Below are 21,896 nucleotides of genomic sequence, written 5' to 3'. Positions count from 1 at the left end.
CAACGCCACCACCTGCACGCTGTCGGAATGGCGATACTGGGTCGACGCCGGGTGGAAAGTACCGGCGGGGGTGCTGAAGTGGGGCAAGACGTACGTGTGGGAGGTGACGATCCGCGACACCACCACCCAGGAGACCGGCACCCTGTCGAATCTGAGCTTCCTGACCGCGGTGCGCCAGCCCGTGGTGAGCTCCCAGCTGGCCACCCGCGGCGCCAACGGCCAGGAGTTCCACCAGCTCGCGGGGAACTACACCACCACCTTCACCGACGCCTCCATTGCTACCGCGGGCCCGCCGTTGTCGGTGGTGCGCTCCTACAACAGTCTTGATGCGCGTACCGACGGGATGTTCGGGGCCGGCTGGTCGACCCGGTTCGACATGAAGATCCAGCCCGAGGCAGGCACCCCGCAGTCGCTGCTGGTGACCTACCCTGACGGCCGCAGGCTGCGCTTCGCGCACAAACTCACCGCCGGGGGGATCACCTCCTTTCAGCCTCCGCCGGGCGTCAACGCCACGCTGGCCACCGTCTCCGGCGGCGGCTGGCGGCTGAAGGATTCCGCGTCGACCTCCTACATCTTTGACGCTCAGGGGCGTTTGAGCACGCTGACCGACAGCCGGGGCCGCGCGCAGAGCCTGGTTTATGACGCGGGGGGCAAGCTGGCTACGGTCACCGCCCCCGGCGGGCGTTCCCTGGCCTTCACCTGGAGCGGGGATCGCGTCACGGCCGTGTCCACCGCCCCGGTCGATGGCCAGCCGCTACGGTGGACCTACACCTACGACGCGCAGCGCTTGAGCCAGGTCTGTGCTCCGGTGGCGGCGCCCAACTGCACCGCCGACGGCTACACCACCGGGTCGCGCTATCGGGGGGTTGTGCTCGATGACCGCCCGCTGGGGTACTGGCGGATGGGCGAGGCCCGCACCTTCAGCCATCCCGAAGTAGGTACCTACACCTGTTTTCCCGACGAGAGCGGCCAAAACGGCTGCAATCCCCTGCCTTCGGGGGTACAGACCGGCAAGCCCGGCGCGCTGAGCGGGACCACGAACGCCTCTGCCAACTTTCAAGGCAGCGGCACCAACTCGGGCATCGAGCACTGGGGAGTGTTTCCCAAGCTGGGCAAGAGCATGTCGGTGGAGTCGTGGTTCAAGACCACCGACTCGGGCTTCATCTTCTGGGCCGGCAACAGCTGGAACCCTGCCTTGCTGTGGCATGGGGTTCCCGGCCTGTATGTGGGCACTGACGGCAAACTGCGCGGGCAACTGCAATCGACGATGGACAGCACCCCTGCCCCCGTCACCTCAGCGCAGGTGGTCAACGACGGTCAATGGCACCACGCGGTGATCACCGCCGGTGCCGGGGTGACGAAGCTGTATGTCGACGGCGCCCCCGCCGGCTCGATCAACATGGGGGTGGAGTCGATGAGCTGGATGGGCAGCACCGTCATCGGCAGCGGCGCCGCCACCTCATCACTGCCCGGCTCCCCGCCGGGCCGCTCTGATCCCACGGAATTCGGCTTCAAGGGAACCATCGACGAGGTCGCCGTCTACGACCAGGTGCTCAGCCCCGCCCAGGTCAGCGCCCACTACGCCGCCCGAGCCGAAGCACCGTTCAAGCTGAGTACGATCACGCTGCCCTCGGGGCGCCAGTGGATGACCACCACCTACGACCCGGCCAACGACCGGGTCGCCACCCATGTTGACCAGCACGGCGGCACCTGGAAACTCGGCGATCCCATCTACTCCTTCGACTCCGTCAACCTCACCGAGCTGATGACGGTCTCGGTGACCGACCCCAACAACAACACCCTCAAATACGTTCACGACGCCTGGCGCGACCACCGCCCGGTCAGCCGAACGGACCAGCTGCAGAAGGTCACCAAGCTCGTCTACGACACCGGCGGCTTCACCACAAAGATCACCGACCCCAACGGCGTCATCACCGAGCAACTCAACGACGAACACGGCAACCCCATCCAGGTCAAAACCTGCCGGGCAGCGGGAAGCTGTCAGAACACCTACCGGGAGTTCTACCGCAACACCAGCGATGAGTTCGACCCGCGCAATGACCAGGTAACCGTCAGCCGCGACGCCCGCTCCGCCCACTCCTTCGACGCCACCTACGCCACCAAGTGGGAGTACACCCCTCAAGGGGAGGTGGCCAAGAAGACCACCCCCGCCACCCCGGACTTCCCGACCGGTCGCTCGACCAGTACCACCTATACCGACGGCACCGAGCCCGCGATCGGTGGTGGTCTCACCCCGGCGGGGTTGATGGAGTCGGTGAAGGACGCCAGGGACAAGGAGATCACCTACCGCTACAGCGCCGCCGGAGACCTGGCCGAGCAGACCAGCCCATCAGGACTGGTCGTGAAGTTCGGCTATGACGCGCTGGGCCGGGTGACCTCGCGTACCGAGGTGTCGGCGGCCCACCCTGCCGGGGGGTGACCTCGACGTTCACCTACGGCGGGGCCGGGCGGTTGCTGACGCAGACCGCGCCGGGGGTGAAGAACGAGGTCACCAACGTCACCCACACCGCCAAGGCCACCTACACCTACAACGCCGACGGCGACCCGCTCACCGAAACGGTGGCCGATCTGACCGGCGGCGATGCGGCGCGGACGACCAGCTACACCTATGACGCCCAGGGCCGGGTGGAGACGGTCACCGACCCCGAGGGCGGGATGACGCGCTCCACGTGGGACAACACGGGGGCGCGGGTGTCGTTGACCGATCAGCTGGGCACCGTCTTCACCTACGGCTATACCAAGCGCGGTGAGCTGGCCTCGACGACGATCAAGAACTGGACCGGTAGCCCGCTGGCCCCGAAACCGGCCCAGGACGTGGTGCTGGAAGCGCGCTCTTACGACGACGGGGGACGGTTGGGCGGGCGAGCCGATGCGATGGGCCGTAAAACCCGCTACACCTACTTCGCCGACAACCGCCTGTCGGAGGTCATCGGCGATGATGTGCGGCTTAATGAGTCGACGACTGCGACGGATGTGGTGTTGCAGGCCAACACCTACGACGCGGCCGGCAACATCACCAAGGAGACCTTCACCGGTGCGGGCAGTGCCCGCACCGAGTCCACCACCTACACCTACAACGCATTGGGCCTGGTGGACCGGCAAACCGTGGAGAACGGCGCCGATGACCTGGTCACCACCCGCACCTACGACGACCGGGGCTTGCTGACCGCGACGACCGACCCGCGCGGTAACGCCTCCGGTGCCACGGCGGCGGACTTCACCACCACGATGCGCTATGACCTGGCCGGGCGACTGGTGGAGGCCAAGGCGCCGCAGGTGACGATCGAGAAGAACGCGACAGCGTCCGCCGGGCGGCCCGCGGTGCGCTACGGCTACAACAGCGCCGGCCTGGCCACCCACGCCGTCGACGGGGAGGGCCGCACCCTCACTTCCGCCTTCGACAAGGCCGGCCGGCTGACCTCGACCACGTCGCCCTCCTACACCCCGCCGGGCGGGGCCGCGCTGATCCCGAAGATCAGCTATGAGTATGACGCGGCCGGTCAGCTGACCAGCGTCACCGACGAGCGCACCTACGTCACCTCCACCACCTACGACGCGTTGGGCCGTGCGGTCAAGGTGACCGACCCGGGCCCGTCGGGGCCCGGCGGCGCCTGGACGGCGGAATACGACCTGCGGGGCGAGCAGCTGGCCGCGGTCGATCCCACCGGCGCCCGCACGGAGGCGACCTATGACGATCTGGGCCGTCAGATCACCGCGACGCAGATCGAACGCACACCCACCACCGCGGCGTACACCACCAAGCTGACCTACGACACCGCCGACAACCTCACCAAGACCGTCGCCCCTGGCCCTGGCTCCACTACCAAGACCACCAATTACGTGGTCAACGCCGCCGGGCAGCCCACCTCGATCACCGACCCGCTGACACACGCCTCCACCTTCAGCTACGACATCCTGGGCCGCACGGTGAGGGTCACCGACCCGCTGAAAAATGCCACCGAGGCCGAATACGACCTGGCCGGCCGTCAGATCGCCGCCAAAGACCTCACCAAAATCAACACGGTCGACACGGTGGTGCGCACCTTCGGGTTCGGCTACGACCTGGCCGGTAACGCGACCAGCACCACCTCCGGTGAGGGGCGCATCACCCGCCGCACCTTCGATGCCGCCCACCGGATGACCTCCCTGGTCGAGCCGGTCGCGGCCGGCACCTCGATCACCTCGACGTTCGGCTACGACGCCACCGGAGCGCGCACCCGCACCACCGACGGGCGCGGCAACGCCACCTGGACCACCTACAACAGTCTCGGCCTGGTCGAATCCGTCATCGAACCCGCCACCAGCGCCCACCCGAACGCGGCCGATCGGACCTGGACCAGCCTTTACGACGCCGCCGGCAACACCACCGCGACCCTGCAGCCGGGCGGGGTGCGCATCGACCGCACCTTCGACCACCTGGGCCGGCTCACCACACAGACCGGCAGCGGCGCCTCGGTTGCCACGCCTGAGCGCAACTTCACCTACGACAGCGCTGACCGGGTCACCGCGGTCGGCGACTACAGCCTGGAGTACAACGACCGTAGCCTGCTGACCAAGGTGTCCAAGGCCACCAACCAGGTCGCCACCTACGCCTACGACGCCTCGGGCAACCCCACCCAGCGCGTCGACCCGACCGGCACCGCGGCCTACACCTGGGATGTCGCCGACCGGCTCAAAACCGCCACCGACCCGGTGACCGGGCGCACCTGGACCTACGGCTACGACGACGCCGACCGGCTCACCAGCAAAACCTCCGCCAGCCCGGTCAACACGCAGACCTACGGCTATGACGCTCTTAACCGGCCTGCCTCCCAGACGGTGAAGAACAGCTCCGGTGTCGAACTGGCGAAAATCGTCTACGGGTGGGACAAGGACGACAACCTCACCAGCAAGACCACTACCGGCACCGCCGGCGCCGGAGCCAATACCTACGGCTACGACCATGCCGGGCGGCTGACCTCCTGGACCGCGCCCGGCGGCGCGACCACCGCCTACACCTGGGACGACTCAGGTAACCGCACCGGCGCCGGCAGCGACACCTTCGTCTACGACCAGCGCAACCGGCTGATCTCCGGCGCCGGAACCGACTACACCTACACCCCCCGCGGCACCACCGCCACCGAAACCAAAGCCGGCACCACCCGCGCCCTGGCCTTCGACGCCTTCGACCGGCTCATCTCCGACGGCGAAGCCAGCTACGGATATGACGCGCTGGGCCGGGTGACCTCCCGTACCAAGGGCGCCGATCAGCGGCGGTTCGTCTACTCAGGGCTGAGCAACGACATCGCCACCATCGCCGACGGCGCCAACACCACCCTGGCTCGCTATGGCCGCGCCCCCTCCGGCGGCCTGCTCAGCCTCCAAGAGGGCGCCGGGCCGGCGCTGGCCACCATGAGCGACCAGCACGGCGACCTGGTCGCCACCTTCTCCGCCACCGCGCCGGTTGACTCGGTCGCCTACGACCCCTTCGGCAAGCCCACCCACCACGCCGGCACCCAACGCACTCTCGGCTACCAGGGTGAATACACCGACCCTGACACCGGCAAGGTCAACATGCACGCCCGCTGGTACCAGCCCGGCACCGGCGCTTTTGTCTCCCGCGACACCCCCACCCTGCACCCTGATCCCTCCATCAAGGCCAACCGCTACACCTACGCCAATGCCAGCCCCCTGGTCTATGACGACCCCAGCGGCCAAGACCCGCCAGACATCCACTGCGACGACGACTGGGACGCCCAAGACGCCGCTAACGCCGCGAAATCGCTGGCTCGTGTACCTGGCCCTGTCGGCACAGCAACTGGCTGCTGGGAAAGCGGCGGATCAGGCAACTCGGGCGGCTCGGGCGGAAACAACGGAAAAAACAACGGGAAGAACGGCGGGAAACCCGACTCTCCAAATTCTGGAAAAAACAAACCCCCGAACAACAACAATGGGAACAACAACCCGCCGCCAAACCCTCCCCAGCCCCCGAACAACGATAAGGACAAAAATCAGAAAGGCACTAAGCCGCCCCCAAAGAGGGCCCCCGAACCGAAGCCGCAGCTGCCTAAGAAGGACATATACGAAAAGCTCGGCTTTCCGAAAGACCGTGGCCCCACAACCATCGTTATCAATACGGTCGACAGCGGCGGTGGAGGAGGAGGCGGAACCGACTGGAACAACCCTCCAGACTCCGGGCCAGGCCGCAACACCGAACCGGTCGACTACACCCCACCGATCTCCACCACTCCCCCGCCTCCCGTAGAACCCCCGCTACCCCCCAGCATTCCCGACGGAGATTTTTGGGACTGGCTTGACGGGCTTATCTCTGGGATTAACGATGCGACAACCCTCTATGACCCCTGCTGGGACCATCCACCATGTAATCGTCCTCATTTCGGGGATACGGGCACCGAAGCATTCCAAGACGGCTATGGAGACGGCCAAGAATTCATAACCAAAGAACCATGCTCCGGCCTTGAAGGGATGGCCTTCGACGTTTGCTGGTTCACAAATCAATTAGCGTCTGGAGCCGTAAAAGGCGGAGGGCCGCGTGTTCCCCGAGTTGGAAAGGCAGGAAAGGGTCTGCCCTCTAACCCCTGTAAGGGGGGCAGCAGTTTCATAGCAGGCACCCTCGTCATGATGGCCGACGGCACTCAAAAGCCAATTGAAGACGTCGAGGTCGGCGAATACGTGCTTGCCACCGACCCCGAGACCGGGCGCACTGAGGCCAGGGCCGTCACCATCCTAATTTCAAGCGAAGGCACCAAGGACCTCGTCAAGCTCACTGTGGACATCGACCGCGGCCGAGGTGACGCCACCGCCGCGATCACCGCGACAGACAAGCACCCCTTCTGGGTTCCCTCTCTGCGCGAATGGATTGACGCTGGCGAACTTCAGCCTGGCATGTGGTTGCAAACCTCAGCGGGTACGCATGTTCAGATCGCCGCGATCAAGAAGTGGACCACCGCACGGCACGTACACAACCTGACCGTCGACGACATTCACACCTACTACGTGGTCGCAGGCGACCAAGCTATTCTCGTACATAACACAAGAGGTGGCGATCCCGATGACGACATGGCAAGGGTCGGACGTTGGATGTCGCCAGCGGAATATGAGGCCATGATGAAAACTGGAATGGTACAGTCTGGCGCTGGCGACAGATCTTATGTTGTTCACCCCCCGAGCAAGGATGCGTATAAACCCACCTGGCCAGGCTCTGTATACGTAGAGTTCGACGTGCCACGCTCGACTCTTGTCCCAGGCGGTAGACCAGGTGACTACAAGATGGCCGGACCTAATTCGTTCGATGCACGGGTCGCCGCAAGGAAAGGCCTACCGATTCCTAATCTTCCTCCAGCTAAGAACATCACTCTCGGTGGTTCGCCATGCTGAGAGGGATAGAATTGCTAGATTCCGTAAAGGCTTGGGCTTCCGAGAAAGGCGAGATTCTCCGCAGCAACGCAATCGACCTTGAGATTAATGAATCGCCCGAAAATCGGGATCCACAATCGATTCAACTGATCTTCGATGCCGCAAAGAAACTAAGTGAGATTATCGTCTGGACTGACGGTAATGCCGAGCTCAGCTTTGCCGATATCGATTCGGGGCAAATTACCCCCGAGTATCGGAATATTCAATCCACACAAGATCTAGAGGCTGCACTAAATGTTACTATGGGATGGGTTAGAGGCGCTTCGTAGATAGTAAATTCAGAATTAAATTATCTCATAGTCATTAGCTGATGCCCGCCGTTCATGTCGGCGGGGTATCGACCCCTGCGTCAGCAGCAGTTCCTCGACCTCTTCCAGGACAAGGAGAAGGTCACGATCCTGGTCGGCCACGAGCACGCGTCGGGTGGCCGTCAGGGGAGCCCTGGGTGCCCTCAGCGGCCGCGACAATCGCGGCGGGTTCGGTCTCGGTCCGGGCGGTTGTGAGGGTTTTGCGGACGACGCCAATGGAGACCTTCACCTCGGCGGCGATGGTAGCCAGGCGGCGGGAGTGAGGGCGGACGCGATGGTGACGACCTCGCCCTCGGTGCCGAAGAACGCGTTGACCTCGCCGATCTCGGCACCGGTGAGCGGCAGACCGGCGGGCACCATGATCGCGTTAGCGAGGACGATCGTGATGGCGAAGCCGAGGGCGGCGATGCCGGTGATTCGAGAGAAGTCCATGACTGACTCCGTATTCACGTTTGACGTGGTAGGGACGAGCGCATGCCCTGAATTGCCACATGTCGGGACAACGGGCTGTGGTGCTGGCAGCCGCCGCGCGCTGATCAGGCGGTGCCCGCCGCGCAGACCAGGACGAAACCGATCAGCAGCAGCCAGGAGCGCACGCCCTGGAAGAACTCCCAACGGCGACGGGTCCGTTCCCATCCGGCGGGCGGGTTCGCCGGATCCCAGCGTCCGGTGGCGATGTTGATCGGGACGTTGACGGCGACGGTGAACCCCACCGCGACGGCGAACGCGACCACCGCGGACCAGGCGAGCCACCCGGGCCCGCTGCCCTCGATCGCGACGGCCACCGCGAGCACCACGCACAGCGTCATCCCGACCGGCATGACCCGCCCGAACGTCTTGAGCAGGCCCTTCTCGACGGCGATGCGTTCGGTGCCGGGCAAGTTGCGCAACACCGGATGGACGAAGGCATAGGAGCCGAACTCGGAACAGGCGACGAAACCGGTGACGGCCAGCGTGACGAAGACGAGCAGGTTCACGGCGACTCCGCGGGTAGTGGCCCGGGCGACGACGCGGTCCGCACAGCGGTCAACGCCGTCTCGATCAGCGCATCGGGCTCGGGCCATGGCATGTCGGGTTTGGTGATGCGCAGGTCGATGGCGCCGTGCAGGGAAGCCCACAACTCTGTGGCCAGCACGAACGCCGCACCGCGGCGGGCGGGCGACAGGCACGCGCTGACCGCGTCGACCAGCACCTTGTAGGAGGCCGCGCCGGGATGCGCAGCGCCGGGTTCGAGCCCCAGCCCGGCCGGGCCCGCGTTCATGGCGCTGAACAGCACCCGGTAATGCCCCGGCTGCTCCAAGCCGCTCCGGACGTACGCCCTGGCGATCGCCTCGAGCCGCGCGACGGGGTCGCCGGCGGCGGACACGGCGGCGCTTTCGAGCTGCTCGGTGAACTCGGCGAACCGCTCGGCGATGACAACACGCAGCAACGCCTCCTTGTCCGGAAAGTGCCGGTAGACCGAAGGTGCGGTGACGCCTGCGGCGGCGGCGACGGCCCGCATGGTGAGCGCGTCGGCGTCGCCGAGTTGCGCCAGCAGGTCGGCGGCCACCCGGACGACCACTTCACGCAGCTCGTGCCCGGTGCCACGGCGCCTGCGGTGCGTTGCGGTCATGGGGTGATGGTCTCGCCGTCCAGTAGCACGCGGACCAGAACCCGGCCGCTCGCGATAGCCGCGTGTACGTCTGCGGTGTCCGGGGTGCCGTCCGCGCCGACCCGGACCTGCGCCCAGCGCCCGTACGCGCGGTGGTCACGCACGAGTGCGGTGAGCGCCTCGGCCACAACAGCGGGCTCGCGCACCGCCTCGGCCACCGCCGCGACCCGGCGGCCCCGCAGCCGCAGCTCCACCGGCACCCCACCGTCGAAGTTGCGCCACCACCCCCCCTTCGTGGTGATCAGCAGCTCGCGGTCACGCTGGAGGTAGTTGACGGGGGTGACGTAGCGGACGCCGCTGCGGCGCCCGGTGAAGCTCAGCAGGAGACTCCTCCGGCTCATCACCGGGTGCAGCGGCGAGGACAGGATCGCGGCCGGGATCCAGTTGCGCAGCGATGGGGTGGCCATCAGACGACACCGCCGGGGCGCGGCACACCCAGCCGCCGCCCCATCTCGTCGGCCAGCGCTTGCAACGCCGCGAGCGGCCGGACGAACACCGTGAGATCCGAGATCCGCTCGTCCCGGTCCTGGCGGGCGACGAGTAGCCCGTCGGCCCGGCCGGGGTGGCCCGCGACCTGGGCGCTGAACATCAGAACCGAGGTGTCGCCGACGCCGCCAATGGTCGCCGACACCTCGATGTCGTGCAGCACCCCGTCGAGCACAGCCCCGATGACGTGAGAGGCGGCACCGACCCCCTCGATCGGCTCGTCGTGCACCGCGACCCGCAGAGTGACGTCCTCGGCCAGCACCACGGACACGGCAGTGGCGTCCTCCGCGGCGAGCGCCCGTCCCAGCTGATCCAGCACTGCTCCCCCTCCAAGTAGGTTAACGATCGTTATAGTAACGCACGTTAGCATACTTCTGCAGCGCGGGCCCGTGGCCGAGTCGGCCATGGCCCGCAACCAGGGCAAGTGCCTGCCGTCACCGAATCATCATCAAGATCGCGTTCCTAGCGCCAAAACCCGGTCCGCTCCTCCCCGGAGGCCTTTCTCCCCGTTGTGAAGCGCAGGGGACTGTGCCATCCTCCTGCCTTTGCGACGTAGATTCATTTCCTCGTTTCGGGCCGCGTGGTCGTCGGGGTGGCCCGTAAGGCGGTCGGCGATTGCGGCGGTCAAGGCCGCGGGGCGAGCGCAGCGAGGCTCCGTGGCCTTGAGGGCCGCGGAGCCGACCGCCATACTTCGGGCCGCGACGACCACCGTCCTGCTCCCGGGGAAGCCGGCCGACAGCCTTCGTCGGGCCCAGCGCAGCGCCCCGCCCACAACGGGCAGGCTCCAGACCGGTTACCTCATCCGATCCGGCCCTCCCAACATCCTGACTGACCTGGGACGACGCGAAATCAAGGGGGGCGCGCCGCGCGCCCCCCTGCGCGCCCCCCTTGGGCCGCGACGACCGTGCCCTGACGGGCGCGCCCGCGGCAGGCTCCGAACGCTCCGTCCCGCCGCGCTCGCGCTTACCTGCCGAACCCCTGGCTGGGGCCCTTGGGGGTGGGTGGCCGGTGAGAAGGTGTCCGGCTGGCGGCCCGGGCAGCGGCCTGGCGCTGTTGTGCTTCGGTGCGTTCGCGGGCTTGTGCGGTTCGGGTGCGGACCCGCTGGGCTGCGGCCGGGGTGCGGCGGCCCGGGTCATCGCCTGGGAGACCTCCTGCAGCTGCTCTTGGAGCCGGGTGCGCTGGCTGCTGGGCAACAGGGCGCGTAGCCCGCTGTTCTTCTCGGCCAGCGCCGCCTGCAGCTGGGCCACGCGCTGCTGGGCGCGCTGGTAGGCCTCCTGGGCGTCGTGGCGCCGGTCGCCGGCGACCTGCGCTTGGTCCAGGGCGAGGGCCAGCCGGTCGCGCTCGCCCGTGAGTTCGGTTTTCACCTGGGCGCGGATGGCGGCGATCTGGTCGGCCTCCTCGCGCTCGTGGCGTCGTTGCTGGGCGACCTGCTCGGCCAGGGTCGTCGCTTCGGCGGCGGTCGCGGTGATGCGGGCGTGCAGGGCGTCGTCGCTGAGCAGGCCGTGCGGGCGATCGGGGCGGGTGACCTCCTCCAGCGCCACGCGGGCCCGCGCCACGAACTGGGCGGCCTCGGCCTTGATAGCGACCAGTTCGCGGGCCTTCGCCACGACCTGGGTGGTCTCGGCTTCGATGGTGGCCAGTTCGCGGGCCCGTACGGCGGCGATCGGTTCGGGCTCGGGGGTGAGGAGGGTGTCGGCGCGGTCGCCCTGCAGGGTGGCGGCGTAGGCGTCCAGCGCGCCGGCACATGCACGAGTTCAGCCCGGCCGACGTTGCCCGGCTGTCCACATTGACACTTGACGTGCTGACCTCGGCGCTGGCCGGCGCGCTGGACGCCCACAGCGCAGTGCCGCCGCACACCAGGCAGCGCGCACTGATGGCCGAAATCCACGCCTTCATCCTGCGGAACCTCGGTGATACGCACCTGACCCCGGACGCGATCGCTGCGGCCCACCACATATCCCTGCGCTACCTGCACAAACTGTTCCATCAGGAAGGGCACACCGTCGTCGGCTGGATCCGGCGGCGCCGTCTGCTGCAGTGCCGAAGTGACCTGGCCGACCCCCGGCTGGCTGCCCGCCCGATCAGCGCGATCGCGGCCCGGTGGGGGTTCACCAGCCCTGCGCATTTCAGCCAGGCATTCCGCAGCGCGTACGGTCTGTCGCCGCGCCAGTTCCGCCAGCAGTGCGCGATCGTGCGCACAGGCTAAAGACGTGTGCGCTCACGCGTAACGACAGGCCTCGGCCGCGGCGTGCATCATCTCGGTTGAAGGATGAGCCTCAGCCTCCGCTGAGGCCGACCACACGATCGGAAGAACCGCTTGTCGAGGCGGTTTCCTCCGTCGAAGGGAGAACGATGTTTCGATCTCGCTTAGCCGCGATGGTGCTGGCCGTGCCCTTGCTTCTGCTGGGTAGCGCGCCGGCCGTGTCAGCAGAGTCGGCGTCCCGTTCTGCCGGCTGGACCTGCAGTGGTGAGGTTTGCCTGAGGCATGTTGAGCAGGGCGTTGCCGCGCTGTTCGACAACTGCAGCCTCGATACCTGCATCGAGGTGTTCGGCAGTGCCGTTCGCTGGTCCGCAACCGCTTATGGCGAAGGCGGTTGGTACGGTCACGTCGATCTCTGGGGACCCGGGCACCCCAGGCATAGCGGCCCAAATGGCCGCAACCCGACGGTGACCGGTACTGGCAAGGGGGTAGGCAGTGTGTGCGCCCAGGGCTGGGAATCCCTGGGCGGAGGCCGCTACGCGTCGAAGGGCCTTCCCTGCGTCTGGGTTGACTGAACGTCTCACGCGGGGGCGTCCGGGACCGACGAACCGGCCCCGGACGCCTCCCCCACGCATCCACCACCAAGCTCCCCACACAGCCGCTTCACATACCGCGAGATCATCGATTTCGGTCGTGCTCAGTTCTCCTGTGGCGGCCGTCTCACACGGAGCGGGCACGGGCCTTGAGCGACAACGGAACGGCCAGTGGCGTTAGCGAGTGGACTCGGGCGGAGTTGCCGCCATCCACCGTTCCGATGCGGGTCAGCGGAGTTTGCGGCGTGCGGCGGGGTCGGTGTCGGCGGTGACCTGGGCGGAGATCTGTTCACCGAGGTGGACGTAACGGCCGAGGCTGGCGAGGTGCTGATGGCGGGATTTGGCTTGGAGCTCGGGAGCGGTGCGGCCGTCGGCGGCCAGATGCTGGAGTGCGCTGTGTCGTAGTTGGTGGAGCGTCCAGCCGTTCTTGTGCGGATCGAGGGCGGCGGTCGCCGTCTTGAAGAGGTGCTCGGCGCGCGGGTAGGACAGCCGGCCGTGTCCGGTCTCGGGGCAGATGTCGGCGGCTGCCGGGGTGCGTGGCCCGGAGGTAGGGGCGCGTCGGTCGGCGAGGAAGACCGGGCCGCGGGTGCGGCCGCGCAGCAGCCGGGGCAGGAGACGGGCGATGCCGGTGGCCCAGTGGACGTACTCGATCGCGCCGCCCTTGGAACGGACGCGGCCGCGCCGGAACTCCAGGTCCAGGTCCTCGATGTTGAGGGACAGGAGTTCTTCGGTGCGGGCGGCGGTCTCATACAGCATCCGCCACAGCACTCGCTCGCGCAGACGGTGCCGGTCGTCGGTGAACAGATTGTCCAGGCGGCGAGCGGGATTGGTGGTGAGGATCTCCTGGCGTCCGGCCCAGGTCGTGAAGGAGGTGAGCGCGGACAGGTGCCGGTTCCAAGTCGCGGCCGCGGCGTCGGCTCACCGCTCCATCACTGCGGCGTAGTCGTCGGGCGCGAGCGCGCCGGCGGGTCGATCCCCGGTGGCTATGTCGGTGACAATGAGAGCCAAGTGTCGGTCTCTTCGAGAGCCGTGCTACGTCCCTCGGGCCGGACATCTGTCGGTGAGTTCGAGAGCCACTCCGATCTTCCTCATTGCCAAGTATGGCCGTCGCTCGCCCCACCTCCAGGTAGTCGTCCCTCGCTCCGTTCGAGCCGCTCCACCTGGGGCTCCCGGTAGTAATGAGCAAAATCCAATGAACTCGCCTTTGACCTGCGGTGACGTGGTGTCGCACCGAGGTGGGGTGCCACCGGGATATGGCACAAGTGGCGAAAAGTACATATATGCGGGCCGGTGGGAGCAGATGTGGTGTCTGGCGCGAGAGGGGACGAGGTGGCGGGATGATCCTAATCTTCGGGAGGGCAGGGCGCCCACTGCCCAAACGGTGCGAGACAGCTAAGAACGGAACGCCGCGATGAAACTGCAGGAGTTCAAGACCCCAGGCACGTACAAGGTCACCGTGGCGCCAGGGTCGAGTGTGCTCGTGGAGGCCTGGGGTGGAGGCGGCGGAGGCGGCGGAGGGTGCATCCCTGTGGCCTTCGGCGGCGCGGGCGGCGGCGGCGGTTCGGGCGCATATGTGCGCGCCGTCGTGATCGCCTCGCCCGCCGACGGCACCCTCACGATCACCGTCGGGGCAGGCGGCGCAGCCGGGGCCTCAGCTCCGCCCCCCTCGCACGCCGCCGGACAGGATGGGCAGCCCGGCACCAACGGCGGGGACACCACCGTCAGCACTGGTGGTGCAATCGTTGTGACCGCGCGCGGCGGAGGTGGCGGAAAACCCGGGAGAGGTGGAGGCTCCAACGGATCGAACGGCACCAGCGGCGAGGGCGGCGCCGGCGGCGCCGGCATTTTCCCGGCCGACAGCGGGCTGACCCGCAACGGTGCCAACGGGGCGAATGGATACAACGACATCCACCACGTTCCCAAGGGGGGAGCGGGGGGAAGCAGCTATATCGCCAGCGGCCCACTGCCCTCCACTCCCCCCACCGGTGGCTCCGGCGGCAATCCCATCCAGGCCTCCGACACCGTCGTGATCACCACAGCCGGCAACCCCGGCTGCGCCGTCCTCACCCTGCTCGACAGCCCCACCGCCGCCGGTGCCGGAGTCCCCTCCTACACCGGCCAGCAGCTCATCCCCCTGGCCGGGCAAGTGTCGGGCCACACCATCAACAGTCAAAACAGCTACGTCACCGTCGCCTGCGCCGGCGGCACTATGACCCTCCAGGTCGTCCTCCGCCAGACCAACCAGCCCGGTAAGACCTTCCATCTGGTCTACACACTGGACGGCGGGGACTTTTTCTGGACGGGGGTCAACCTGACCACAGATGCCAACGGCAATGGCACCGCCGCCCTCACCGTCCCCGGCCTCACCCCTGGAACCCACCGCCTGACCCTGTGGATCAACAACACCCCTCAACCCGGAAACACCTACTACGTCAACTCCGGCTACCAGGACAAACCGATCACCTTCACCTGCTGACCATGCCACCTACTGCGGTGGCATGACGTCCTCGGACCCCACTCGTATCCGTGCGATGAGCCCCAAGTAGAGCGTTGCGCAGGCCTGGAGGCCTCGTAGTTCCGGCCATGAATCCAACGAATCAGTTTGAACCGCCTGGCCTGCCGTGAAGACATGGCAGGCCAAAGGCGGCTTCATTGGATTTCCGCGATTGCTACCGGGCCGCTTCACCTGGACCTGGGCTTTGTCGACGGCGGGGTCGACAGCTATGAAGGAAAGCCGGGGACTGCCATCGAGCCGGCCGGGCTGTCGAGGTGGCTCCCGAACTCACCGACACGGCTCTACGGACGGGCCGATCAAGAGAGCCAGTCAGCAACATTCGGCTCTGCTTCTCACCGACATAGCCACCCCGGCGAGTGCGGTGAGCCGGGCGAGGGTTTCGGCGTAGCTGGCCCGGGTCGTGGCGGTCTGGACGGAGTCGAGGTAGCGGTCGACGGCGGCCGCGACGCTTTCGCCGCCGTCGCCTCCCACGCCACGTCGCTCCAGGAGGCGTTCTCGGCGATGTCGACGGCCGCGCGGAAGGCCGCGGCACCGTGCTCACCGGGCCGGTCTCCCCACAGGTGAACCGGCCCCTCAGGCTCTAGGCCACCCCCTAGGTCTAGAGGGGTCAACCTCTAGACCTAGGGGGCCGTTGGATCTACCTAGGGCGGCTTGTCACGGTGATTAGAGGCGGCCGAAGAGCGGCAGGTTCGTCGCGTCGACACCGGACATGATGAGGATGATCACCAGGATCGCGATCGGCCTTCGGGGAGGATCGGACCGGATTTTGGCGCTACGTCAGAAGGGCTTGCATTCGGTACCTAGCTACGTCGAGGTGCTGGACGCGCTGAGCGAGCGCGCCGACGCGGCGGCGCGGCGGCGCCCGCGTGAGGCGGTCGGGTGGGCCGCCGGGGAGCCCGGCGGCCCGCCTGCCGGCCTGCTGAGCCGTCGGCCGCTTCATAAGCCAGGGATTGGATGTACGTGATAAGGGGCCGTTATCGCGTACATCGCCGACGTCATGATGCCGTTGACCAGCGGCGGCGTGAAGACGGCAGCCACGCGACTCAGGCACGTTACCCGGTACATGCTCAGACAAGCCCGGCCGGACATGGTGGCGATAGCCTGCGGGGATGAGATGGCGCGGTGCGTTTCTGGCGCACTCCGGCCATCCCTCACGATGGGCCGTCAGCGGACATCCGGATCGGCTAGGGGGTCCGGTAGGAACGGAACGGCCAACCCGGGTTGGTGTCACATCCGTTGACAAGATCACCGCGAGCTGTTGTGTCACTAGGCACAACAGCCGTGTTTCCGGAAGCTTTTCGCGAGTCCTGCGCTACGTCCTCGGGCGCGTTTCTGGAAGCCGGTGGCTGATCTACTTCCGGAATTGAGCAATTCCGGAAGTAGGACCTGACGTGCTGACGACGCCTTCATAACCGGCGATCATGCTTTGAGTGTCAACGGATGTGACATCAACCCGGGCTCACCGTTCCGTTCCTACCGGATCCCCAGAGATCGCCGTCGAGGTCGAGGGGACGCCTGCCGTGGCCACGGCCTCGGCCGACGACTCGCGCGAGCAGGACAACACCTTCTCGGCGCCGGGCAAGCGGTGTGGGCGCAGATAGCGCCGGGCAACGCCGCCAGCGTGCGGGTTTCCTGCCGGTCGGCGCTGAGGCTCTGCTCACTCATCAGACAACAGCGAGCCCTCCAGTCAAGTGACGGTGCCGGGTCGGTGAAGGCAGCAGTGTAGTAAGCGTCCAGGCGAGTGAGTCCAGTCGGCCGTGGCCACGCCAGCGGTCGGACCATCAGGGTCGTCGAGTGGAGTGGGTTCCCTACCAACGTCCCGTATCACGGGTTTGGGCAGGTTCCCGTCCCTTGTTGTAGATCTCTCGGATAACCTCTTCCTCGGTGATCTACTAGCTTGTCATGTCATGGAGGACTGGATGGCACATTTAGTCGAACGCATCTCAGACACGTTTTGGATCGACTATGGGTCATTTTCGATCTTGGATGTAGATGGATTGTCACGATCACCTGACGCGCTCGATCCAGAGAAGCTGTTCTCTCTCACCGACGAGGAAGAGGTCTGGTTCGCCGCCACTACGAACATGGCGATCGCACGAAGCCGGGTAGGCCACCATAACGCCCGCGTCACCCTGGAACTATGGGATGCGGAGCCTCCTGCCGAGGAGATGGAGGGGGTGGACCGGCGGACCATTGAACTCTTCAGTAGTTCGGGCACACTGAGAGCGACGAATTCCACAGGAGAAGCGGGGCCGCTGCTCGACCTGAGAGCGCCAGGAGCTTCATGGCTGGTGTGTGGGCATCGCATCGCGAAAGCGGATCCCTTTGCCGGTGTAGGGGACTTCGACGATGACGACGATGATGATCTCGGCCTGACGCTAGAGGGACTAGAGGAGTTCTTATTCCAATTCTGGCCGACAAACACGTGTGAGACGTAAGCGTGACGAGCCCCCGGACGTTGCTTCCGTCCGGGGGCTCTCTTGCTAATTAATACGCTCGCCGTTGGCGTTGTAGAGATGGAGAATGAAGTCTTCACCATGCAGGATTCTGTCGTTCATATAGAATCGGCCGAGCCCTGCGATGTTATACATTGCCCCCCAGTCCGTGTTTTCCTGTTTGGGAATCAGGGAAACTGAGACGGTGACTTCGGACATGTAAGGTTTACCCTTGTCGTTCGGCTTGTTCTCTTGCCAACTGACCCAGGAACCTTGATAGGTGCTCTGGAAGGGAAATTCGTCGCATTCCTTCTGACCGGTATTCCAGGGAGCACTGCCGCCATTCCAGGTGATACTGGGATTGTTGTTGTCAAAATCTGCAGCGCAGATTCTGAAGGAGCGATAGTAATTTCTACCTCGCCGTTTCCCGTCTTTCAGGCGGGTTAATGGAGTGACCGTGCTGAAGCCGGGAAATTTTTTGGCCTCTCCAAAATTCATGTGCTTCGGCCACATTCTCCTATCCGTGGTGCTAGTGGACGGCGTCGTGATGTTAGGGGTCAGATAAGCCTTCGAGATGTGAGCGTAAGCATTAGGGAAGGTTACTTCCTTGAGTTCCAGAGCCCGCATCTTATGGTCGAAGATGCATCCGCGCGGGAAGTAGCGATTCTCCTTCGCAGAATCGCATCGGATGAGCCCTTTCGCCGTACGGTTCTTGTACATCAGACCCGGCATATGGGGAGCCGTGAGGGACAATTGGACGTTGCACTCTGAAAGCAGTGCGTCACCGCCTCCTTGCCACCCTGTCTCCGGCGATTCGATCTTGAACGTTACTCTTCTACTACTGTTCCAGTAATGCCTGTTTCCGGCGAAACCTTGGGGATAATTGGCGTCGACCACTTGTCGACAGGAACCGCTCGGAGACGGTTGGACGATAAGGCCGAGCGAGAACACCTGATCTTTAAAAGCGGCACCCTTGACCTGATCATTCATGGAGAGAGCAATGACGTCGAGTTCGGCCGTGCGAGAGTCATTGAAGGTACGTCCGATGGTCATCAGGACAAAGTCCGCCTCATCGGTGACTTGCCATCCGAGCCTTGTCCTGATCTCCACAGTGAATTTCGGCTTCTGGCTGACACACCAGTCGTGAGGGCCTTGCGTCCATCCCTTCTCGTTTCTTGCAGGTACCCGGCTAGTCGGGGGGTAGTAAAAGCTAGAGTTCTCCCGGATGCAGTCCTCAGGCTCAATCCGGTGATAAACAGGATCGACAACCGCAGCGGTCGCGCGCTTGGCCTCGGTTGCAGAGGGCTTGGTCGCAGAAGGTACGGCGGGCACCGTGGTCGCGCCGGCGATGACGGCGGCTTCTTGCGCGGTGAGAGCCTTGTCGTAGACGTGGATATCGTCTAGGGCGCCGCTCATCTGGGTGCCGAGGGTGGTGAGGCCGGTGGCACGCCATGCAGGGAAGCCGATCGTCTCCGATTTGATCTCAGCGCCGTTGAGGTACAGCGTCGCCTTCTTCAAGGTGGCGTCGTAGACGCCTGTGAGGTGGAACCACTCGTTGACGGGGGGCTCGACCTGCGACCGCACACCTTCGGTCGTGGCTTCAGAGGAGTCGGCACTGGTGAAGGTGAATACCAGTCCATGCCCTGGCGTGTTACCAAGATGGAAGGGGGCCTGGTGAAGTCCCTTCTGCTCAACGATGGTGTAAGCGCCGTCCTTATTTTCCCAGCGTAGCCATGCAGCGACGGCGAAGCTCGCGTCGGTGGGAATCACAGCTCTGGCCGTATGGGCCAGCGCATCACCAACTAGTTCGACGGCTATCTGAAACCCCTGCCACGCCGACCATTCGGAGCCGACACCAGTGGTGGTATTGAGCGCGCGGGCGCGCCAGCGCACCTTCCAGCCGTCCTGGAGGCTTCCTTCTGGGACCGTGACTTTGGCTTGGGAGCCGGAGGCGGCGTTGTCCAGCGCGCCAGCCCAGATCTGGCCGGTGCCCTGCCCGGTCGCGGCCGGGTCGTGCTCGACCGCATACTCCACACGCAGCGGCTGACCAGTTGGATCGGTGACCTGGGCCAGTAGCGCCGGTGTGAGACTCCCAGTCATGGTTTGACCGTTCACCTGCTGGGACGGGTCGACCTGAAGAGTGGATACCGTCGGTTGCCCGTTCGGGTCGGGCATATCCACCGTAACGGCCAGCCAGTTCGACCATGTCGAACTCGTGGCCGCGGCGGCGTTGACGGCACGAGCACGCCAGCGGATTTTCCATCCATCAGTGAGCTTCCCGGCTGGGACGCTGACAGTTGCCTGGCTGCTGGAGGTGACCGCGGGTGAGGCACCGACCCAGATCTGGCCGGTGCCCTGGCTGGTCGCGGCGGGGTCGTGCTCGATTTCGAATTCGCCGGTCAGGTTGCCGCCGATGACATCGGCGACGGTGGCGGCCAGTTGCGGCGTGAGGGAGCTGGTCACCATGGTGCCGCCCACGGTCTGAGCCGGGGTGATGGTTAAGCCGCTGATCGTTGGCGCCGAGGAGGAGCCGCTGGTAGTGATGGTCAGCTTCGGCGGGATGTTGAAGTCGGTGTCCTCCGAAGCGGTGAACGTCCGGTAGTTGTCGACGTTGGCCTCGCCGGGTGACTTCAACACCAGGCCATGGTCGGCGGCGCCAGCGGCCCAATCCTGGGCAATGCCAGTGACGTTCCACTCCATGCTGTCGGGCCAGACATCACAGTCGGAAGTGACACCCTTGGTGTTGGACGACGCGTCCTCGGTGGTGAAGGCGGGCTTGTTGGCCCAGTAAAGATTGTCCGGGTTCCAGGCACCGGTCAAGCGGGCGACCTGGACGCCGTTGCCGACCGTAGGGCCGCAATTTTGGGCGTCGATGGTGTTCATCGACAATCTGGCGTCAGTCACCGTACTGCCCTGCAGGTTTGCGGTGTCGAACCGCAGGTGCACCCGCGACTTGAACCCGCCCGTCATGGTGCCAGCCATCAGGTACGTGTTGTCTGGGTAGGCAGGTAAGTCCACCGTGTCGTACGTGGTGACCTCAACATCGGAGTCCAGAGGCAGCGTGACCGTCGGATCCACCCGTACCGGATAAGTGGTGCTCGGGTCAGTCAGGAACGCGTGGTCTGGTTTCAAGACCAGTTCGCTACGTCCTCCATTAGTCACCACGTCAGCGGCGACCTTCGCGCGTTTGGCCAGCGGGAGCCGCCCCTTGGCGCTGCCATCCCACATGATCGGCTGCGGCACCATGGAGACGATCTTGTTGCCCTTGTCCTTCAGCAGCAGCTGACCACCCTTACCTTCGGCCAGGGTCAACCCACCATCTTCCACACCAATCCGCAGCTCCAGCGGTTTGGCGGGCCGCCGACGCAGCACCACGTCGTGCCGAAACCCGGTCGGCAACGCTGTCACCACTAGGTCAGCCCCGATGCCGCCGGCGTCGGTGTAAGTGGCGACACTTCCCTTCACCGTTGGTTTGGGCAAGGGTGTGGGCCAACGCAACGCGTAGGACCGCCCATCGGCAGATATCTTCACGAAGGCGTCACTACCGCCCGAGGAAACTTCTAGGGTGACACCACCTGAGACGGCCTTGGGCTTTAGTCTCCCGCCCTGTGCGATCAGCGTGGTGTCGATCGGTACCCACGCGTCATTTTGACGGGTTCGGACCGGCCCTGTGGCAATCTCGGTCTTGTAAGAGCCATTGGGAAGCGCGTAAGTAATGCGCGTCTCGGAGGTTTCGCCAGCGACCTCCACTGGCTTTTCCTGCCTTTTAGCCTCCTGCGAGGCAGTAGTACGGGAGGCACCCGCGGGCGTCGACGCAGAGGGCGCGCTGGAAGTGCGGGTGATCGCGCTTCCAGACTTGCCTTGAGTCCACGTCGTGGCACTATTCAAGGTCGCGTTGTTTTCAAAATCGGAAGAATCCTTAGCAACTTGACCTGTGCCTTCATCGAAGGACCAATGGCCAATGACCGTCTCTTCGGCCGGTACATCCGTGCCCTCATCGGCATCGGGATTCAACTCGGAGACGATCTGCTCGGGCGGTATGTTGTCCGGCGGGGTAAAGAAAGAGTCCGGGTTACGCCCCATCGACTCGTTGCTAGCTCGATGCTCCTCTTGAGTCTCAGAGTGCGTTTCGCGAGCTAATGTCCCTTTTTGCCGGTGGGGTTGGGGTAGATCGGCCGGTCGAAGGCTCGCTGCTCGGGCTATGGGCGAGGCTGGGTGAACAATCCCGGCTCGGTCTCGACGAGGATGCCGCGGCCGGCCAGGCGTTTGAG

Annotated in this window: 16 protein-coding genes; 8 read left to right on the top strand and 8 right to left on the bottom strand. The window is 65.4% G+C overall.

Going from position 1 to position 21,896, the window contains the following annotated elements:
- Positions 1–70 precede the first annotated feature (70 nt).
- From ACTOQ3_RS25470 to ACTOQ3_RS25460, 3 genes are read left to right on the top strand one after another with little or no spacing between them, the layout of a single operon-like run.
- A complete protein-coding gene (locus tag ACTOQ3_RS25470; protein WP_440085871.1) occupies positions 71–2,440 on the top strand; it encodes a LamG-like jellyroll fold domain-containing protein in 2,370 nt (789 codons plus the stop codon).
- Positions 2,437–7,398, top strand: coding sequence for a TreTu family toxin (locus ACTOQ3_RS25465; RefSeq protein ID WP_440085870.1), 4,962 nt, complete (start codon positions 2,437–2,439; stop codon positions 7,396–7,398). The genes ACTOQ3_RS25470 and ACTOQ3_RS25465 overlap by 4 nt, the downstream gene beginning before the upstream one ends.
- Entirely contained in the window at positions 7,392–7,706 is a 315-nt protein-coding gene (locus tag ACTOQ3_RS25460) for an immunity protein TriTu family protein (RefSeq protein ID WP_440085869.1), read from the top strand. Before ACTOQ3_RS25465 ends, ACTOQ3_RS25460 begins: the two co-directional genes overlap by 7 nt.
- Positions 7,707–7,970: 264 nt before the next feature.
- On the opposite strand, the gene ACTOQ3_RS25455 is transcribed toward ACTOQ3_RS25460, so the two are convergent.
- From ACTOQ3_RS25455 to ACTOQ3_RS25435, 5 genes are all read right to left on the bottom strand, one after another.
- On the bottom strand, positions 7,971–8,177 hold the full coding sequence (locus ACTOQ3_RS25455; protein ID WP_440085868.1) for a hypothetical protein: 207 nt from the start codon (positions 8,175–8,177) through the stop codon (positions 7,971–7,973).
- 104 nt (positions 8,178–8,281) lie between these two features.
- On the bottom strand, positions 8,282–8,722 hold the full coding sequence (locus tag ACTOQ3_RS25450; RefSeq protein ID WP_279784616.1) for a DUF1772 domain-containing protein: 441 nt from the start codon (positions 8,720–8,722) through the stop codon (positions 8,282–8,284).
- Positions 8,719–9,357: a TetR/AcrR family transcriptional regulator gene (locus ACTOQ3_RS25445; protein WP_440085867.1), complete on the bottom strand. Its 639-nt coding sequence runs from the start codon at positions 9,355–9,357 to the stop codon at positions 8,719–8,721. Before ACTOQ3_RS25445 ends, ACTOQ3_RS25450 begins: the two co-directional genes overlap by 4 nt.
- On the bottom strand, positions 9,354–9,803 hold the full coding sequence (locus tag ACTOQ3_RS25440; protein WP_440085866.1) for a nitroreductase/quinone reductase family protein: 450 nt from the start codon (positions 9,801–9,803) through the stop codon (positions 9,354–9,356). The genes ACTOQ3_RS25445 and ACTOQ3_RS25440 overlap by 4 nt, the downstream gene beginning before the upstream one ends.
- Positions 9,803–10,201 carry a hypothetical protein gene (locus ACTOQ3_RS25435; RefSeq protein WP_440085865.1) on the bottom strand — a complete coding sequence of 133 codons (399 nt, stop codon included), beginning with the start codon at positions 10,199–10,201 and terminating at the stop codon, positions 9,803–9,805. The genes ACTOQ3_RS25440 and ACTOQ3_RS25435 overlap by 1 nt, the downstream gene beginning before the upstream one ends.
- Before the next feature lie 689 nt (positions 10,202–10,890).
- On the opposite strand from ACTOQ3_RS25435, the gene ACTOQ3_RS25430 reads away from it, so the two are divergent.
- The 3 genes from ACTOQ3_RS25430 to ACTOQ3_RS25420 are packed head-to-tail and all read left to right on the top strand — an operon-like array spanning position 10,891 to position 12,088.
- Positions 10,891–11,151: a hypothetical protein gene (locus ACTOQ3_RS25430; protein ID WP_440085864.1), complete on the top strand. Its 261-nt coding sequence runs from the start codon at positions 10,891–10,893 to the stop codon at positions 11,149–11,151.
- 14 nt (positions 11,152–11,165) lie between these two features.
- The gene (locus tag ACTOQ3_RS25425; RefSeq protein WP_440085863.1) at positions 11,166–11,672 is read left to right on the top strand and encodes a hypothetical protein; all 507 of its coding nucleotides are present in this window, start codon (positions 11,166–11,168) and stop codon (positions 11,670–11,672) included.
- Complete coding sequence (locus ACTOQ3_RS25420; protein WP_440085862.1) at positions 11,627–12,088, top strand: helix-turn-helix domain-containing protein; 462 nt, start codon at positions 11,627–11,629, stop codon at positions 12,086–12,088. The genes ACTOQ3_RS25425 and ACTOQ3_RS25420 overlap by 46 nt, the downstream gene beginning before the upstream one ends.
- Positions 12,089–12,903: 815 nt before the next feature.
- Here the strand turns inward: ACTOQ3_RS25420 and ACTOQ3_RS25415 are convergent.
- Entirely contained in the window at positions 12,904–13,515 is a 612-nt protein-coding gene (locus tag ACTOQ3_RS25415; protein ID WP_440086061.1) for a tyrosine-type recombinase/integrase, read from the bottom strand.
- A 571-nt stretch (positions 13,516–14,086) separates the two neighbouring features.
- Between ACTOQ3_RS25415 and ACTOQ3_RS25410 the strand changes: the two genes are divergently transcribed.
- The gene (locus ACTOQ3_RS25410) at positions 14,087–15,151 is read left to right on the top strand and encodes a glycine-rich domain-containing protein (RefSeq protein ID WP_440085861.1); all 1,065 of its coding nucleotides are present in this window, start codon (positions 14,087–14,089) and stop codon (positions 15,149–15,151) included.
- A 348-nt stretch (positions 15,152–15,499) separates the two neighbouring features.
- Here ACTOQ3_RS25410 and ACTOQ3_RS25405 read toward each other — a convergent pair whose 3' ends face one another.
- Entirely contained in the window at positions 15,500–15,661 is a 162-nt protein-coding gene (locus ACTOQ3_RS25405; protein ID WP_440085860.1) for a hypothetical protein, read from the bottom strand.
- Positions 15,662–17,097: 1,436 nt separating this feature from the next.
- On the opposite strand from ACTOQ3_RS25405, the gene ACTOQ3_RS25400 reads away from it, so the two are divergent.
- A complete protein-coding gene (locus ACTOQ3_RS25400; RefSeq protein WP_440085858.1) occupies positions 17,098–17,628 on the top strand; it encodes a hypothetical protein in 531 nt (176 codons plus the stop codon).
- A gap of 45 nt (positions 17,629–17,673) precedes the next feature.
- On the opposite strand, the gene ACTOQ3_RS25395 is transcribed toward ACTOQ3_RS25400, so the two are convergent.
- Positions 17,674–21,708: a DNRLRE domain-containing protein gene (locus ACTOQ3_RS25395; protein WP_440085857.1), complete on the bottom strand. Its 4,035-nt coding sequence runs from the start codon at positions 21,706–21,708 to the stop codon at positions 17,674–17,676.
- Positions 21,709–21,896 lie beyond the last annotated feature (188 nt).

Origin of the sequence: Streptosporangium sp. LJ11, assembly GCF_051918945.1 — a bacterium.
Classification (GTDB): Bacteria; Actinomycetota; Actinomycetes; order Streptosporangiales; family Streptosporangiaceae; genus Streptosporangium.
The sequence above is the reverse complement of the archived record's forward strand: the minus strand, read 5'-3'. Positions and strand labels throughout refer to the sequence as shown.